Here is a 15,370-nt window from a genome sequence, read left to right as displayed (position 1 = left end):
TAAAGCCGCTCTGGAGGCACCCATGTCCGTCAAGGATTTCACCCCCGCCCCCTGGCCGCGCAAGCTGCGCTCGACCCATTGGTATTCGGGCAACTCGCGCGACACGATCTACCACCGTGGCTGGCTGAAGAACCAAGGCTACCCGCACGACCTGTTCGACGGGCGTCCGATCATCGGCATCCTCAACACCTGGTCCGATCTCACCCCCTGCAACGGCCACCTGCGCGAGCTGGCGGAAAAGGTGAAGGCGGGCGTTTGGGAGGCTGGCGGCTTCCCGGTCGAGGTGCCGGTATTCTCGGCCTCGGAAAACACCTTCCGTCCCACGGCGATGATGTTCCGCAACCTCGCGGCGCTGGCCATCGAGGAGACCATCCGCGGCCAGCCGATTGACGGCGCGGTGCTGATGGTCGGCTGCGACAAGACCACGCCCTCGTTGATGATGGCGGCGGCTTCTTGTGACGTGCCGTCGATCGTCGTGACCGGGGGGCCCATGCTCAACGGCTATTTCCAGGGCGAGCGCGTGGGGTCGGGCACGCATCTGTGGAAGTTCTCCGAGATGGTGAAGGCCGGCGAGATGACGCAAGAGGAGTTCCTCGAGGCGGAGCAGTCCATGTCCCGCTCCTCGGGCACCTGCAACACGATGGGCACGGCGTCGTCGATGGCCTCGATGGCCGAGGCGCTTGGCATGGCGCTCTCCGGCAATGCGGCGATCCCGGCGGTGGACAGTCGCCGCCGTGTGATGGCGCAGCTTTCGGGTCGCCGCATCGTGCAGATGGTGAAGGACGACCTGAAGCCGTCGGACATCCTGACCAAAGAGGCTTTCGAGAACGCCATCCGCACCAATGGCGCCATCGGCGGCTCGACCAATGCGGTGATCCACATGCTGGCGCTGGCGGGCCGGGTGGGCATCGACCTGACGCTCGACGACTGGGACCGCTGCGGGCGCGACGTGGCGACCATCGTCAACCTGATGCCCTCGGGCAAATACCTGATGGAAGAGTTCTTCTACGCGGGTGGCCTGCCGGTGGTGCTCAAACGCCTCGGCGAGAGCGACCAGCTGCACAAGGACGCGCTGACGGTCTCGGGCGCCAGCATCTGGGATGAGGTCAAAGACGTGGTGAACCACAACGAGGACGTCATCCTGCCGCTTGAGAAGGCGCTGACCCAGCAGGGCGGCATCGCCGTGCTGCGCGGCAACCTCGCGCCCAAGGGCGCGGTGCTGAAACCCTCGGCGGCCTCGGCGCATCTGCTCAAGCACAAGGGCCGCGCCGTCGTCTTCGAGGACATCGACGACTACAAGGCCAAGATCAATGACGAGGCGCTCGACATCGACGAGACCTGCATCATGGTGCTGAAGAACTGCGGGCCCAAGGGCTATCCGGGCATGGCCGAGGTCGGCAACATGGGCCTGCCGCCCAAGGTGCTGAAGAAGGGCATCACCGACATGATCCGCATCTCGGACGCGCGCATGTCGGGCACCGCCTATGGCACGGTGATCCTGCACACCTCGCCCGAGGCTGCGGCGGGTGGGCCGCTGGCGGTGGTCAAGGATGGCGACATGATCGAGCTTGATGTGGAAAGCCGCCGTCTGCACCTCGACATTCCCGATGAGGAACTGGCCGCGCGCCTTGCCGCATGGTCGCCGACGCATGATCTGCCCGGCAGCGGCTACGCATGGCTGCACCAGAGCCACGTCGAAGGCGCCGACACCGGCGCGGACCTCGACTTCCTCAAGGGGTGCCGCGGCAATGATGTGGGCAAGGACAGCCACTGATGGATCTGTTTGACGACCGGACCTGCAAATTGGGCGAGGGGGCGCTGTGGCACCCCCTTCGCGGCGAGATCTTCTGGTTCGACATCACCGGCAAACGCCTGCTGTCGCATCATCCCGCCTCGGGGCACACGCGGGACGTGCCGCTGACCGAAATGTGCTCTGCCGCGGCATGGATCGACCGGGACCGTATGCTCATCGCCTCGGAGACCGGGCTTTGGGAATATGACGTGACCACCGGTGTCTTCGGGCATCTCGTCGATCTGGAAAAGGACTGTGCCTCGACCCGCTCGAACGACGGGCGCGCGGACCCTTGGGGCGGGTTCTGGATCGGCACCATGGGCAAGCAGGCCGAACACAAGGCCGGCGCGATCTACCGCTATGCCGAGGGGGCGCTGCGCACCATCGCGGACCGCATCAGCATTCCCAACGCCATCTGCTTCGACCAAGATCGCGGCTGCGGCTATTTCGCCGACACCGCCAAGGCGCATCTCTACCGCGTGGCGCTGGACGCGGCGGGCTGGCCCGCGGCGGAGCCAGAGCTTTTTGTCGATTTCGCCGAACACGGGCTGAGCCCCGATGGCGCGCTCACCGATGCCTCGGGCACGCTCTGGGTCGCGCTCTGGGGGGCTGGGGCGGTGATCGAGGTTTCGCCCGAGGGCGTGCTTGGCGCGCGCCACGAGATGCCCGCGCCGCACAGCACTTGCCCGGCCTTTGGCGGGCCGGATTTCACCACGCTTTACTGCACCACGGCGACGCAGGGCCTTGGCCCGGACGCGCTGGCCGAGGCGCCGCTGTCGGGCAAGCTCTTTGCCCAGCTTGGCGCGGGGCAGGGCCGGGCAGAGCCCGCCTTTATACTCGACAGGGGAGACGCCTGATGAGCGATCCGATCCAGCTTGGCCTCGTCGGCCTTGGCACCATCGCGCGCAACCAGCATCTGCCCTCGCTCGAGGATGTGCCGGCGCTGCAGCTGGCCGCCATCGCCAGCCGCCACGCCGGGCATGACACGCTGCCCTCCTATCACGACATCGACGAAATGCTGGCCAAAGAGCCCGGCCTGCAGGCGATCTCGCTTTGCACGCCGCCGCAGGGCCGCTTCGAGCAGGCGGTGGCGGCGATCCGCGCGGGCAAGCATGTGATGCTGGAAAAGCCGCCGGGGGCGAGCGTTTCCGAGGTCGAAGGGCTGGCGCGGCTTGCGCGCGACAGGGGCGTGACGCTGTTTGCCACGTGGCACTCGCGCGAGGCGGCGGCGGTCGAGGACGCGCGCGCGCTGCTGGCCGGGGCCAAGATCAAGCGGGCCGAGATCATCTGGAAGGAAGACGTGCGGCACTGGCATCCGGGTCAGGAATGGATCTGGCAGCCGGGCGGGCTTGGCGTCTTCGATCCGGGGATCAACGCGCTGTCGATCCTCACCCGCATCCTGCCCGAGCCGGTGCATCCGGTCTCGGCGCATCTGGAAGTGCCGCAGAACAAGCAGGCGCCCATTGCCGCCAAGCTCGACATGCTGACCGCCTCGGGCGCGCAGGTGGTGGCCGAGTTCGACTGGCGCCAGACCGGCCCGCAGACATGGGATATCCGGGTGGAAACCGATGGCCCCGAGGTGCTGCTGCGCGAGGGCGGGGCAAAGCTGTTTTTCGGAGGAGAGGCGCGCATCGCCGCCGAGGACCGCGAGTACCGCCGCCTCTATGCCCGCTTCGCCGAGCTGATCGCGGCGGGCGAATCCGACGTCGATCTCGCGCCGCTGCAACTGGTGGCCGACGCTTTCCTGCTGGGCGCGCAGAGCCGTGTCGAGGCCTTCCATGATGATCCCTGAGCGACATGTTTTCGGCGCGACGCCGGGTGGGGCGCCGATCGAGCGCATCACCCTGCGCGCCGGAGACGTGCGCGCCGAGGTGATCACCTATGGTGCGGCGCTGCAGGCGCTGCATGTGCCCGACCGCGACGGGCGACTCGATGACATCGTGCTCGGCTTCGACGATCTGGCGGGCTACGTCGAGCACCGCACCTTCTATGGCGCCACCGTGGGGCGCGTGGCCAACCGCATCGCCGGGGGGCGCTTCGATCTCGACGGCAAGACCTACCATCTGGCGCGGAACGAAGGCCAAACCACGCTGCACGGCGGTCCCGACGGGTTCGACCGGCGCAACTGGCAGGTTTCCGAGCTTGGCGATGGCGCGGTCACGCTGGAGATGGTCAGCGCAGCGGGTGATCAGGGCTTTCCGGGGCAGCTTCTGGCCCGCGCCTGCTATGCCCTGCGCACGAACGACGGCGGCCAGCCTTGTCTGACGATCACCTATGAGGCCGAGACCGACGCGCCGACGCTGGTGTCGATGACCAACCACAGTTTCTTTGCGCTGGCCGGGATCTCGGCGCTGGCGGGGCGTCCGAACTCGGCGCTGGAATATCGGCTGAAGGTGCCCGCGTCGCGCTATCTGACGGTCGATGAGGCCAAGATCCCCACGGGCGTGGTGCCGGTGGGCGCCAGCCCTTTCGATTTCCGCGAGGGCCGGCAGCCGCTGACTGCGGTGCGCTCGGGGGCGCTCGACGGCTATGATCATTGCCTGTGTCTGGACGCGGGCGAGGTGGAACTGTCGGACGCGGTGAGCGGGCGGGTCATGTGGATGAGCACCAACCTTCCCGGCCTGCAGGTCTACACCGGCAATTTCCTCGACGGGACGGTGCCGGGCAAAGGCGGCTATGCCGCGCGCAAACATGATGCCATCTGCCTCGAGCCGCAGATCTGGCCCGATGCGATCAACATGCCCGAAAGCTGGGGCGCGCAAAGCCCGGTGCTGCGGCCCGGCGAGCTGCGCCGCGCCGAGATGAGTTTCTGCTTCGGGACACGCTGAGGCGCAGGCCCGCTTGCGGCCATCTGCTTGACCGCGCGTGATCACAGGTGTTTAGGTCGCGCGCGAAGTCCAGGAGGAGCCTCACGATGAAATTTCTCGCAAAGGCCGCGCTTGCGGCCAGCCTCGCCACGCTGGCAGCCCTGCCGGCGCAGGCCGAAACCCGGGTCACGCTGAAGGCGGCCAAGTCAGGCTCGTCCTATTACCAGATGGCCGTGCAGATCGCCGAGGCGATGAAGGCAGGCACCGATGGCGGCGTGATCGTCACCGTCGAGGAAAGCCAAGGCAGCCAGCAGAACGTGATGGAAGTGCGCGCCCGTGGCGGCGATTACGTCTTCACCTCGCCGCCCGCTTTGGTCAGCGGCGCCCGCAATGGCACCGGTGCGTTCGAGGGCAAGGGCAACCCTGCCTTCGGCGAGATCCGCGCGCTCTTTCCGCTGCCCTCGCTGACCATGCATTTCGTCATGTCGAAAGATAGCGGCGCGACCGATTTCGCCGCGCTGGAGGGCAAGACCCTTCTGCTCGGCAAGGGCAGCTTCGGTGCCCGTGAGGGCGAGAAGTACCTCGGTCTCTTCGGCCTCGACGGCAAGGTCGAGATCGCCGACGTGGAACTGTCGAACGCCGTCCCGGCGCTGAAGAATGGCCAGATCGACGGCTTTGTCACCGCAGGAAGCTTCCCCGCGCCCAACGTCGTTGAGGCCGCCGCCTCGACCGATGTGACCGTGCTGTCGCTGAGCGACGAACAGGTCGCCGAGACCGGCCGTGCCAAGCTGGTGATCCCCGCCGGCACCTACGCCGGGCAGGACGCCGACATCACCACCACCTCGCTGCCGGTGATCGCCTATACGACCACCAAGATGGACGATGAGACCGCCTATCAGCTGACCAAGACCTTCTGGGAAGAAAAGGCGCGCATGGGCGCGGAGTCGCCCTGGTGGACGGGTGTCGATCCGGCGCTGCTAAAGAACGTCGAAGGCGAGATGCATCCGGGCGCCGTGCGCTACTACGAAGAAGCGGGCATTGCGCTGCCGGACGCGCAGAAGTAACTCCGCGTAAAACCAGTTCAGGCGGGCCGGGCAACATTGTCCGGCCCGACCTCATTTGAGAAAGAGGCAGACGATGGGGCTTGAGACGCAGATGCCGCAGGCGGCATGGAAGCGGGCGGTGTGGATCGGACTGGCGGCGCTGGTCGTGGTCTATCACCTCGGGCTCATCTTCTCGGGTCTGGTGCCCAACCTCGTCAGCCGTCCGCTCCACATGGCGGTGATCCTGCCGTGGGTCTTCATCTTTGGCGCCACCGGGCGCTGGCAACTGATCTCGGGCGCGGTGCTGACGGTGCTGGGCTTCGGCGCCGCTGGCTGGATCGCGCTGAACCACGAGATGCTGGGCGATCAATACGGCTTTCTGGAAAGCGACTTCCAGATCGGCGTGGCGGCGGTGCTGCTGCTCTGCGTGATCGAGGCCGCGCGCCGCGCCATCGGCTGGCCGCTGCCACTGGTGGCGGTGATCGCGCTGGCCTATGCGCTTTTCGGGCAGCACATCCCCGGCGAGTTCGGCCACGCGGGCACACCGATCCAGAGCTTTCTGGGCACGATGACCATCGCCGAGGGCGGCCTCTGGGGCTCGCTGACCGCGACATCGGTGGGCGTGGTGTCGATCTTTGTGATCTTCGGCGCGGTGCTCAACGCCGGTGAGGCGGGGCAGGGCTTCATGAATGTCGCCGCCGCCGCCGCTGGGCGGCTGAAGGGCGGCGCGGCCAAGGTCTCGGTGCTGTCCTCGGCGCTGTTTGGCTCGATCTCGGGCTCGGCCAGCGCCAACGTCGCCTCGACCGGCGCGATCACCCTGCCCGCGATGACGAAACTGGGCTACCCCAAGAAGCTCGCCGCCGGGGTCGAGGCCGTGGCCTCCTCGGGTGGGCAGATCATGCCGCCGCTGATGGGTGCGGGCGCCTTCGTCATGGTCGAGCTCACCGGCACGCCCTACACGCAGATCATGGGCGCGGCGATCCTGCCGGCGATCCTGTATTTCTGGGCGGTCTGGGTGGGCATCAACGCCTATGCCACGCGCTATGACCTCAAGGGCATCGCCGAAGCGGACCGACCGGCGAAGCGCGACGTGATCATCACATCGCTGTTCTTCCTCGTCCCCTTCACCGTGCTGATGATCGGCATGTTCGGGCTGGGTTACACGCCGCAATACGCCGCCTGCCTTGCGATCCTCGCGGGGGCGCTGCTGCTGCTGACCAACGGCTCGCTGAGCTTCGATGCGCGCCAGACCGGCGAGCGGGTGGCCTCGGCGCTGGTCAATTCGGCCAAACAAGTGGCGATGATCGCCTCGATCATCCTGTGCGCGTCGATCGTCATTGGCGTGCTGGCGGTCACCGGCCTTGGGGTAAAGATCACCTCGCTGATCCTCTCGGGCTCGGGCGGGATGCTCTGGCCCTCGCTGATCCTCACCGCGCTCGCCTGCCTTGTTCTGGGCATGGAGGTGCCGACCACCGCTGCCTATGTGATCTGCGTGTCGGTCGCCGGACCGGCGCTTACGCAGCTGGGGCTCGAGCCGCTGCAGGCGCATCTTTTCGTCTTCTGGTTCGCGCTGCTGTCGACCATCACCCCGCCGGTCTGCGGCGCGGTTTTCATCGCGGCGGGCATGATCGGCGAAAACTGGGTGAAGGTCGCGGGCAGCGCCATGGCGCTGGGAGTGGGGCTCTACATCATTCCGCTGGGTATGGTGGCCAACCCCGGCCTGCTGGAACTGGCCGAGGCACCGGGCCGGGCGCTGTTCGCCTTTGTCCGCGTCGGGCTGGGGCTGGCGCTGATCTCCTACGGGCTGATCGGGCGGGCCCCGCTGGTGATGCGGCTGGCGGCGATCATCTTTGGGTTGATCGTGGTGTTCGCAGGCGTGGCGCTCTCTGCTTCTGGTTGAAGGTTAAGAGAACGTTACCTGCTGGATTTTGCCGGGGCGCCGTGCACTGATGGTCTGGCAAAGACCTGTCGATGCATGGGGCCTAGGTGACGACACGCTACGCCGATCTGGTGATGGAAACCGCTGCACGCCTCGCCGAGGCCCACAGCCCCCGCGAGACGTGGGACGTCGCCGTTGCCATCGGCAACAAGATCGGGGCCCGCGCCATGACCTGCGGTGCCGTGATGCGCGACAGCCGCGGCGTGGCATGGGTGCGCACCTCGATGGAAGAGCGGTTTCTCGAGCCGTTCACCGCGGAGCGGCTTTACGAGGTCGATCCGATCCAGAGCGCCGCCATCGCGGGCCATGTGCCGCGTTACATGGATATCGCGGCGCGGCTGCCGCTGCAGACCGACCCGAGGGCGCGGGATCTGCACGAACTGGCGCTGGCGCATGGCTATCGTCACTACGTCAATCACACATGGGTCGAAGGCGCTGCCGAGCACACCTTTGCGCTGGCCTGCGAGCGCCACCCGTCCGAGCTGTTCGGAAGCGGCACGGCGCAGGCGTTCCGCGCGGTTTCGGCGATGCTGTCTGCGGCGATGCGGACGCCGGGGCTGAACGATTTTGGCGACCGGGCGTTTGGCGCGCCTTGGTCGCGGCTCAGCAGCGCCGAACGCGACGTGCTGAGCTATCTGGGGCAAGGCCTGCACCCCGAGCAGATTGCCGATCACCTCGCGAGGCCGGTCTCGCAGGTGCAACGGCTTCTGGAGCGCGCGTGTCGGCGGCTCGGCACGCCCTGCCCGGAACAGGCGATGTCGCTGATGTTGGTGCGCGGTGGCCTCGTGCTCTAAGTCGCGAATTTGACGGGATTTTGCCCTGTCCTTGAGCACTGATCACAGTTCAACTCTGGATTTCGAGAAGACCTTGCCGTTCGTGCTGGCGTAGCGTCAGCCATCGTGATTGGTCGGTGTCGGGATACGCATGGGATGACTTCGACGTGATCGGATCGAGCCGCTACGCAAACCTATTGATCGACACCGCGGACAAGCTGGCAGCGGCCGGCAATGATCAGGAAATCTGGGAGACGGTGGTCGCCATTTCGCGGCGGATCGGTGCCAAAGCGGTGGGCGCAGGTGCCTTGATGAAGGACAGCCGTGACTTGGTCTGGATGCGCAGCTCTGCCTCGGACGAGTGGTTCGAAGAATACCGCGAGTGCGAGCTTTATCGCGTTGATCCGCTGCGATGTGCGGCGATCGCGGGCAAGATGCCCGAGTTTCTCGACACATCGAAGGCCCGGCCAACGCGCGAGGAACAGGCGCGGAGACACCTGCAGGCCGCTGCGCTGCTCAATGGCTATCGCTACTTCGTGGGGCGGATGATGCCCTTTGGCGCGACCGATCAGGTTGTGGTCCTCTACTGCGGAAAAGACCCCACCTCGCTTTTCGGGCCGGGAACGCAGCGGGCCTTCACGGCGATTTCGACGATGCTGTCGCTGGCGCTGCAGCCTCCGGGCAGGGCGGACGCCGACGATCTGTCCTTCGGGTCGGGCTGGCCGCTGCTCACGCAGGAGGAGCGCGACATGCTGTGCTTTTCGGGCGTTGGCCTGAGCCCGGTTGAAGTTGCCGAGCGGCTGCATGTGACGCAGGAGCACGTGCTGCGGCAGATCCGGAATGTCTGTCTGAAGCTGGGCACCGCGACGGTCGAACAGGCCGCGTCTCTGGCGATGGCCCGCGGCGCGGTGCAGCTGTAAAGCCGCCTCGCGCCGCGGGGGTCTTCAGCGTCCCTTGATCTGGACGGTAAAGCTGGTCTGCGCTCCCGCAGGCGGCGCGGGGAAGGGTGCGGCGCTGCGCACCACGCGCAGCGCGGCTTGGTCGAGGGCAGAGGAGCCCGAGCTGCGCGCCACCGAAAGACCGGCCAGCCCGCCGCCACCGGACACGCGGAAGGCCACCACCGCCGAGCCGCGGGCGTTGATCCGTGGTCGCGGCACACGCGAGAGCTTGCGCATCACCTGTCCCGGATAGTTGCTGACGGCGGCATTGCCCGCTTCGCGCGACTGGCCACCGCTGCCGGACGTGGCGGAGGTGCCGCCCGCGCGGCCCGTGGCCGCCCCGGCTGTGGCATTGCGATCAGCATTGCCCTGCGGCTGCTGCGCCTGCCGCCGCGGTTCGGGATCCGGCTCGCGCTTCGGCTGAGGCTTGGGCTGCGGTGCGGGGGTGCGCTGGCGCTCGGCAAGGTCCGGGCTGCGCGGTTTTGGCCGCATGGAGCTTTGCGGCGCGGCCTCGGTGACCTCGGTTTCTGGTGTGGTTTCGGACTCCGGCTCTGGCTCTGTGGCCTCCACCGTCTCCGGCTCCTGCGGCTCGGGCTCCAGCGTTTCCGGCTCGGTCGGCGTGGCCTCGGCGACCTCGGGCTCCGCCGGGGTGACGGTCTCGGGCGGCAAGGCTTCCAGCGTATCTGGCAGCTCTTCGGGCTCTACCTGCTCGGTGGGGGCGACGGGCACCACCGGCTCCGCCTCGAGCGGCGGCACCACGGGCAGGGCGGCGGTCACGTCTTCCGCAGGCTCGGGGGTGTCCGAAGGGGTCGGCTCGACCGGGCGTTGCGCGGTGACGGTCTCGGGCTGCGCCTGCGGCACCGGCTCGACCTGCTCTGGCGTCACCTCTTCGGGGGTGATCGGCTCGGCGGTCTCTTCGGTGGGATCGCTGCTGAGCGTGCCCACGGCCATGTCGGCAAAAGCTGTGCCGAGCGCGAGATCGGTGCCGCCCGACATGCCTTCCATCTCGGCGGTCTCATTGGGCGGCATCACCGCCAGCACCGCGGCGCCATGCGCCGAAAGCGCGAGCACCGCTGCGGCGATTTTCACCTTGCGCGAGGACGCGATCATTCCAGCCCCCTTTCGGTGACGATCACCACTTTCTCGGCCCCGGCGGCGCGCAATTCGCGCCCGACGCGGATCAGATCGGCGGCGGGCAGATCGCGGTCCGGCACGATGCGGGCCAGCGTCTTGGCCCCATCGCCGAGCATCTCAAGCGCGGCGGCGCTGTCTTCGATCGGCGTGCCCTGCACGCTCATCGTGCCATCGGCATGCAGCACCAAAGCGTCGGCGGGCGAGGCGCCCTGCAGATCGGCGGTGTGGACCAGCTTCAGATCGGGATCGAGCGGCCGGGCAACGGTGCCGGCCACAAGGAAGAACACCAGCATCAGGAACACGATGTTGATCAGCGCGATCGTCGGCTCGCGTTCGGATTTCTGTTTTCTGCGGCGCATCAGGACGCTCCGAGAACCATGGCGCGGTAGCCGCTGACGCCGCGCAGGACGACCAGCAGATCCGTCAGCCGTTGCGAATTGACCTCGCCGCGCAGCGCCACGATCAGCGGCTTGGGCTCGGCCCCCTCGGCGGTGTCGCCGCGGGTCTCGTCGAGCTTGGCCGGGAGATCTTCCAAGGTCAGCACGGTGCCGTTGAGGCGCAGATCCTCGGCCCCGAGTTGCAGGAACAGCGGCTTTGTCTCGCCAGAGACCGCGGCGCCCGACCCGGCGGCGGCTAGTTCCACCTCGGCAAAGCGCGTGAAGGTCGAGGTCAGCATGAAGAACAGCAGCAGCAGGAAGATCACGTCGATGAGCGAGGTCATCGACAGCTTCCGCCGCCGGCGCATCTTACGCATGGCGCGGCGCCCCTTGCGCCTGTGCCTGCATCTCTTGGCTGCCGGTGGGAGAGAGGATGGTGTGCACCGCGCGTTCGGCCAGCACGCGTTCGGATTCCATCCGCGCCTCGAACCAGCTCAGCACCACCGAAGTGGGCATGGCGACCACGAGCCCGACGGCGGTGGTCATCAGCGCCACCCAGATGCCGCCCGCGAGGATCGACGGATCGACCTGACTGCCCGCATCCTGCAGCGCCTGAAACGCCGAAATCATCCCCAGCACCGTGCCAAAGAGACCCAGCAGCGGCGCCAGCTGCGCCACGGAATCGAGCAGGCGGAAGCCCTTCTCGAGACGCGCGAAACGGGTCTCGGCCTCGGCCTCGAGCCGGGCGGCATCGCTCTGGCCCGACATCGCCATGTCGATCACCGGGCGCAGGTAAGAGCGCGAGCGGTTCAGCGCCTCACGGGCCCCGGCGCGATCGCCGCGATCCCACGCTCTCACCGCGTCGCGCAGCGCCGCGTGACGCCCGACGCCTGAGGCTGCGAACTGCCAGAGCTTGTAGAACACCACCGCCAGCGTCAGCAGCGAGACGGCGACCAGCAGCAGAACAACCGGCCCGCCCAGTTCGGCGATGCGACGCACGCCATCAACAACCATGTCGATCATCCGATCACCTCCACGTCGCTGCGCGACTTCAGGTCGAGTCCCTTGGTGCAGAGGTCCGACTCGCCGCCAGCCGCTTCGCAGCGGCTCGCGCCATTGATGAGAATTTGGCCCAGCCCGTCACACCCCGTGCCGGGAACCACGAACTGCCGGACACGCGGGCGTCCCGCAGGCAATTCGCCGAAATCAAACAGCGTCAGCCGGTCGACCTGGCCGCTGGTGTCGAGCAGCACCGTCTCGTAGATGGCGCTGTCGATGTCGGTCTCATGGCCATTGCGGATAAGAAAGCTCAGCTGGCAGCCCTGTTCGACGCCTTTGGTGGCGTTCAGTTCGATCGTGAGGCCGACTGCCGGTGCGGTTTCTTGGGCCGCGAGGGGGAGGGGCAGCAACGCGAGAAGCGGCAGGCTCATGCGGAGAGTACGCAACACTGGGGTCTCCTGACTTTTCCTTGGATGGCTGGCCCGGCAAAGGATGCCCGAGGCTGGCAATGCGGGGAAGTTTAACTCCGAATTGCCCTCTGTGTGTCACGATCCCAAGGAATGCTCAATACCCGACTAAAATAATACGAAATTTGCGCGACTTGCGTCTTACCGCTGCTGGTGAAACAGCCACCAGTTTCTCAACATTCCGGCGATTTCGGCCAAGTTGAGGAGGCTGAGCTTCGAAATCTAAAAAGAAAGCCCTTCATTCGCGGATGAAAACTGTCGGTCGAGCCTGCGGATCCCCGGGTTGACCCGAGCGGGGCGGCTGTGGCAGGCACGCGGCTTTCATTTTGCCCCCGGCGCGCGGGCGCCGGGCCCAGCCGAAGGAAGGACCCATGGCCCTCACCCTGCGCCACAACCGTGACCGCGATCTGGCTCCCTTGGCGGCAATGCTGCCGGACGCCGAGATACCCTTGCTCAATCCCAACGCCAAAGTGCCCTTCGATGAGATGGAGTGGCATCGCAAGTGGCTTGGCGAGCGTGACGACGCTTCGTTTTACCTTCGCGATGACGCGGGTCGGGACGTTGGGTTCTTCGCCCTGCGCGTGGGTGTTGGTCCCGAGGTGCGGCATCTCACATACGCCTATGTGGCCGAAGAGGCGCGTGGCGGTGCGGGTGCAGAGCTCACGGATCTCGTGGAGCAGGCGGCGCGGGATCTTGGTGCTTTGACCCTCACGCTGAAGGTCGAGGTCGACAATGGCCCCGCGCATAACGCCTATCTTTCGGCTGGCTACGAGGAGCTCTCGCGGCGTCAGGGCATGGCGACCATGTGGCTGGATCTGGAGGAACGACTGGCTGCGTGAGCGGGGCACAGGCGTAATCTCCGGCCGGAGACTTCCGGGGGAAGGCTCCGAAGCTCATGATACGCCTGTCAGCCCGGCAATTGCGCCGACAGAAAGCGGTTGAAGGATTCCCAGCTCGCGACATCGGCGCGCTCTTGGTAGTTGTCGGAGCCGAACACCGTGAAGGCGTGCGGCGCCCCCGAGAACACCTCGATCGTGTAGGTCGTGCCAGCGCCTTCAAGCTCGCCCGCGAGCGTGGCGACGTCCTCCATCTTGATGGAGCTGTCCGCGCCGCCATGCATCACGAGGACCGGCGGCTCATCACCCTGCCATGTCTGGCCTTCGGGTGTCGTCAGCCCGCCGTGAAAGGTGGCATAGCCGCTTGCGGTGTCCGCCATGTCGCTGCGTGCCATTTCGAGCGCCACGGCACCGCCGAAGCAATACCCCATGACCACCATCTGCGCGACGTCCGAGCGCGACAGGGCTTCATCCACGCCCGCCTTGATCAAGCTGCGCATCCGCTCGCGGTCTTCATAGAGCGCACCCGTCGCCGCGCGGCGGTGATCGACCGTCTCGGTGGGTGTCTTGTCACCAAACATGTCCAGAGCGAAGGCGTTATAGCCCATCTCGGCCAGCATGTTGGCCCGCTCGCGTTCGTAATCGGTCATCCCGTCCCAATCGTGCATGATCAGGACGAGGCCTTTGGGCGATGCCGCCTCGGCCCAATAGCCGGTGAAGGCTTCGTCATTGACGGTGTAGGAAATGTCTTCGGCAAAAGCCGCTGTGCTGACCACAGTCGCGGTCGCAACGATCATCGAAGTGACAGACGTGCGCATGAATACTCCCCTTGTGCGACCGGCCCTTCTTTGAGGGCGATGTCGGTGACGAATGAAAGAGAAGTAGCTCTGCGCGGGTGGGCGGCAACGCCCCCAGCACAGGGTGGCTTGGGGTGCGCGCTGCCGCCGGGGCTCAGCCTTTGGTCGCGGCGTGATACCAGTTGACGATCTCGCGGCGCGCCTCGGGATCCATCTGGATCGCGTTGGGCGGCGGCATCGCATGGCTGGCACCGGCCTGCAAGAACACCAGCTTGGCGTGGCGGGCGACATCCGACTCCGTCTCCAGCACGACGCCCTTGGGCGGATGGTTCAGACCGTCCCAGGAAGGCTCGCGTGCGTGGCACATCGAGCAATTTCCGACGACCGCGTAATAGGCATCCTCAAAGCCATCTGCCCCGGCGAATTTCTCTTCATAGGGGGTGAGGGGCCGCGCTGCGGCCTCCTCGTAAGTGTCCATCATCGGGGCCGTGGACAGCCACGCGATGGCGATGAAGAGCAGCGCGGTGGCGACCCATGTCCAATAGGGCGCCCCCTTGCGGGCGTGCATCGAGTTGAAGAAATGGCGGATCGTCACGCCCATCAGGAAGACAAGGCTGGCGATGATCCACGCATTGTCGGTGGCGAAGGCCAGCGGGTAGTGGTTCGACAGCATCAAAAATACGACGGGCAGCGTCAGATAGTTGTTATGGGTCGAGCGCAGCTTGGCGATCTTGCCGTATTTGGGATCGGGGGTGCGGCCGTTCTTGAGGTCATCCACCACGATGCGCTGGTTCGGCATAATGATGAAGAACACATTGGCGGTCATGATGGTGGCGGTGAACGCCCCAAGGTGCAGCAGCGCGGCGCGGCCGGTGAACACATGGTTGTAGCCCCATGACATCACCACCAACATCACGAAAAGCAGCACCATCAGCAGCGTCGGCGTCTCGCCCAGCTTCGATTTGCACAGCCGGTCGTAGATCAGCCAGCCGATGGTCAGCGACAGCGCCGAGATCACGATGCCCTGGAACAGCGAGATGTCCGCTTTGGTGGGGTCGATCAGGAAAAGCTCGCCGCCCGCCCAGTAGACGATCATCAGAAGGCCCGCGCCCGAAAGCCATGTGGCATAGCTTTCCCATTTGAACCACGTCAGGTGGTCGGGCATCTGCTCGGGGGCCACGAGGTACTTCTGGATGTGGTAGAAACCGCCGCCATGGACCTGCCATTCCTCGCCATGGGCGCCGACGGGCAGATGCGGCACCTTGCGCAGACCGAGGTCGAGCGCGATGAAATAGAACGACGAGCCAATCCACGCGATCGCGGTGATCACGTGCAGCCAGCGCACGGCAAAGCCCAGCCAGTCCCAGATGATGGCGAGATCATACATCCCGGTGTCTCCCTCTTATGGTTATGCCGCACCCTAGTTCGGCGTCGATTATTCTGCTATCTCCGGGTTCTACCAAGCAGT

The 15,370-nt window shown here is 66.2% G+C and carries 16 protein-coding genes; 9 read left to right on the top strand and 7 right to left on the bottom strand.

What is annotated here, in order from left to right; translation table 11 throughout:
- Window positions 1-22 precede the first annotated feature (22 nt).
- The 8 genes from araD to ACXAD2_RS22400 all read left to right on the top strand — a co-directional run bounded on the left by araD (window position 23) and on the right by ACXAD2_RS22400 (window position 9,274).
- Complete coding sequence (gene araD, locus ACXAD2_RS22435) at window positions 23-1,774, top strand: L-arabinonate dehydratase (RefSeq protein WP_475175230.1); 1,752 nt, start codon at window positions 23-25, stop codon at window positions 1,772-1,774.
- Window positions 1,774-2,649: an SMP-30/gluconolactonase/LRE family protein gene (locus tag ACXAD2_RS22430; protein ID WP_475175228.1), complete on the top strand. Its 876-nt coding sequence runs from the start codon at window positions 1,774-1,776 to the stop codon at window positions 2,647-2,649. The genes araD and ACXAD2_RS22430 overlap by 1 nt, the downstream gene beginning before the upstream one ends.
- A complete protein-coding gene (locus ACXAD2_RS22425; protein ID WP_475175226.1) occupies window positions 2,649-3,584 on the top strand; it encodes a Gfo/Idh/MocA family protein in 936 nt (311 codons plus the stop codon). The genes ACXAD2_RS22430 and ACXAD2_RS22425 overlap by 1 nt, the downstream gene beginning before the upstream one ends.
- Complete coding sequence (locus tag ACXAD2_RS22420; protein ID WP_475175221.1) at window positions 3,571-4,620, top strand: aldose epimerase family protein; 1,050 nt, start codon at window positions 3,571-3,573, stop codon at window positions 4,618-4,620. The genes ACXAD2_RS22425 and ACXAD2_RS22420 overlap by 14 nt, the downstream gene beginning before the upstream one ends.
- Before the next feature lie 86 nt (window positions 4,621-4,706).
- Window positions 4,707-5,663 carry a TAXI family TRAP transporter solute-binding subunit gene (locus ACXAD2_RS22415; protein ID WP_475175215.1) on the top strand — a complete coding sequence of 319 codons (957 nt, stop codon included), beginning with the start codon at window positions 4,707-4,709 and terminating at the stop codon, window positions 5,661-5,663.
- Between the two features lie 73 nt (window positions 5,664-5,736).
- Complete coding sequence (locus ACXAD2_RS22410) at window positions 5,737-7,542, top strand: TRAP transporter permease (protein WP_475175212.1); 1,806 nt, start codon at window positions 5,737-5,739, stop codon at window positions 7,540-7,542.
- 86 nt (window positions 7,543-7,628) lie between these two features.
- Entirely contained in the window at window positions 7,629-8,375 is a 747-nt protein-coding gene (locus ACXAD2_RS22405; RefSeq protein WP_475175208.1) for a helix-turn-helix transcriptional regulator, read from the top strand.
- A 116-nt stretch (window positions 8,376-8,491) separates the two neighbouring features.
- Entirely contained in the window at window positions 8,492-9,274 is a 783-nt protein-coding gene (locus ACXAD2_RS22400; RefSeq protein WP_475175203.1) for a helix-turn-helix transcriptional regulator, read from the top strand.
- A gap of 24 nt (window positions 9,275-9,298) precedes the next feature.
- On the opposite strand, the gene ACXAD2_RS22395 is transcribed toward ACXAD2_RS22400, so the two are convergent.
- From ACXAD2_RS22395 to ACXAD2_RS22375, 5 genes are read right to left on the bottom strand one after another with little or no spacing between them, the layout of a single operon-like run.
- A complete protein-coding gene (locus ACXAD2_RS22395) occupies window positions 9,299-10,402 on the bottom strand; it encodes a TonB family protein (protein ID WP_475175200.1) in 1,104 nt (367 codons plus the stop codon).
- Complete coding sequence (locus ACXAD2_RS22390; RefSeq protein ID WP_475175197.1) at window positions 10,399-10,785, bottom strand: ExbD/TolR family protein; 387 nt, start codon at window positions 10,783-10,785, stop codon at window positions 10,399-10,401. Before ACXAD2_RS22390 ends, ACXAD2_RS22395 begins: the two co-directional genes overlap by 4 nt.
- A complete protein-coding gene (locus ACXAD2_RS22385; RefSeq protein WP_224907120.1) occupies window positions 10,785-11,180 on the bottom strand; it encodes a biopolymer transporter ExbD in 396 nt (131 codons plus the stop codon). Before ACXAD2_RS22385 ends, ACXAD2_RS22390 begins: the two co-directional genes overlap by 1 nt.
- On the bottom strand, window positions 11,173-11,826 hold the full coding sequence (locus tag ACXAD2_RS22380) for a MotA/TolQ/ExbB proton channel family protein (RefSeq protein WP_475175193.1): 654 nt from the start codon (window positions 11,824-11,826) through the stop codon (window positions 11,173-11,175). Before ACXAD2_RS22380 ends, ACXAD2_RS22385 begins: the two co-directional genes overlap by 8 nt.
- Window positions 11,823-12,251, bottom strand: coding sequence for a hypothetical protein (locus tag ACXAD2_RS22375; RefSeq protein ID WP_475175190.1), 429 nt, complete (start codon window positions 12,249-12,251; stop codon window positions 11,823-11,825). The genes ACXAD2_RS22380 and ACXAD2_RS22375 overlap by 4 nt, the downstream gene beginning before the upstream one ends.
- 389 nt (window positions 12,252-12,640) lie before the next feature.
- On the opposite strand from ACXAD2_RS22375, the gene ACXAD2_RS22370 reads away from it, so the two are divergent.
- Complete coding sequence (locus ACXAD2_RS22370) at window positions 12,641-13,108, top strand: GNAT family N-acetyltransferase (RefSeq protein WP_164179250.1); 468 nt, start codon at window positions 12,641-12,643, stop codon at window positions 13,106-13,108.
- A 68-nt stretch (window positions 13,109-13,176) separates the two neighbouring features.
- On the opposite strand, the gene ACXAD2_RS22365 is transcribed toward ACXAD2_RS22370, so the two are convergent.
- The gene (locus ACXAD2_RS22365; RefSeq protein WP_475175188.1) at window positions 13,177-13,923 is read right to left on the bottom strand and encodes a dienelactone hydrolase family protein; all 747 of its coding nucleotides are present in this window, start codon (window positions 13,921-13,923) and stop codon (window positions 13,177-13,179) included.
- Between the two features lie 133 nt (window positions 13,924-14,056).
- A complete protein-coding gene (locus ACXAD2_RS22360) occupies window positions 14,057-15,289 on the bottom strand; it encodes a urate hydroxylase PuuD (protein ID WP_475175185.1) in 1,233 nt (410 codons plus the stop codon).
- Window positions 15,290-15,370 lie beyond the last annotated feature (81 nt).

The sequence above is a fragment of the Salipiger sp. ABN3_019 genome, from assembly GCF_056158605.1.
The sequence above is the reverse complement of the archived record's forward strand: the minus strand, read 5'-3'. Positions and strand labels throughout refer to the sequence as shown.